At 58.1% G+C, this 1,429-nt stretch carries 1 protein-coding gene; it reads right to left on the bottom strand.

The window, feature by feature from the left end:
• On the bottom strand, positions 1 to 1,429 hold a 1,429-nt coding region (locus USH94_RS22420), incomplete at both ends, for a DNA topoisomerase (protein WP_320731351.1).

Raw genomic sequence — 1,429 nt, 5'->3', positions numbered from 1 at the left:
CGGCAGCGGTTTGGTTTTTTTCTCGGAAATCACCACCTCGCGGCAGGTTAATGTCGCCCCGGTTTGCAGACGACTGATGGCCTCAAACGCGCTGCTGTTTTCGTCCTCCTCGTCGTCTTCCTCCGCATCGCTAAGGAACGCCGTAAAACCCGCGTCCGTGGTTTTACGCGCCGAGACTTTAAACATTTCGTCACCGCATTTGATCTCCGCGATCGCCTCGTCATAGCGCTTTTTCGCCACGAACTGCGCGAGATAAAACTGCGCGATGGCGAGATAAACCGCCTTTTCCCTGTCGGTAAGGCGGCTTAAATCCGGCATGTTCGTCGTCGGAATAATGGCGGTGTGGGCGGTCACTTTTTTACTGTCAAACGCCGCGCTTTTCTGCGCCGTATCGGTGGCAAGGCCGTTAAAAACGTCGAGCGTTTTTAAGGCCGCCACTACCTGCGGCGCGTCGTTAAACTGTTCGTCGGACAGATACGAACAGTCGGAGCGGTTATAGGTAATGTATTTACCGTCCTTGAGCTTTTGCGTGATATCGAGCGTCTGCTGCGCGGTCAGTTTATGCCTGCGGTTCATATGCACCTGGAGGCGCAACAGGTTAAACGGCAGCGGGGCGGCCGTGGTTTTTCCCCGGTCAGTGGCCGCCGCGAGCACGCTGGCCGGTTTTCCGGCCAGTGCTCTGGCGAGCCCTTCTGCCCAGGCCTTATCCGTCAGGCGCTTTTTATCGTCAACCGGTGCGTATTCGGACGTCTGCCAGCGGGCGCTGACGACGTCCGTGCCGCTGACAAACTGCCCGGCGAGCTGGTAGTAAAACGCCTCGCTGTGTGCCTGATTGTCGCGCCACCGGCGCACAATCATACCCAGCACCGGCGTCTGGACGCGGCCAACCGAAATCGTGCCCTTATAGCCTTTATCACGGGCTTTCAGGGTGTAGCAGCGGCTCATGCTGAAGCCAAAAATGGCGTCACCGGCGCTGCGCATCAGGGCTTTCAGGTACATCCCACGAAAATCGCTGTTATCGCGCAGGGAATTGATGGCTTTTTTCACCGCTGGCGCAGTGTTGTCGTTAATCAGCGCCCGCTTCACCGGGCGCGTGTTACCGGCGAACTCCAGCACCTCGTCAACGAGGAGCTGGCCTTCGTCGTCCGGGTCGCCGCAGTGGACAATCATTTTGATATCCGGGCGACGAATCAGCTTCACCAGGGTGTTGGCCTGTTTTGCCACGCTCGCTTTGGGCTGAAGCTGAACGGGGTACAGCTTCAGCGGCAGGGTGTCGAGCGACCAGGTGGCATAGGCCGGGTTAATCGTCTCCGGGGGTACCATTTCCAGCACGTGGCCGACGCAGTAGCTCACAATGTCGGTGGACGATTCAAAATAACCGTCGTGGCGGGTAAAGTTGCCGCCGAGGGCTTTCACAATATCGGTCGCA

The sequence above is a fragment of the Enterobacter sp. 148H3 genome, from assembly GCF_034107425.1.
Lineage (GTDB): Bacteria > Pseudomonadota > Gammaproteobacteria > Enterobacterales > Enterobacteriaceae > Enterobacter > Enterobacter vonholyi.
The sequence above is the reverse complement of the archived record's forward strand: the minus strand, read 5'-3'. Positions and strand labels throughout refer to the sequence as shown.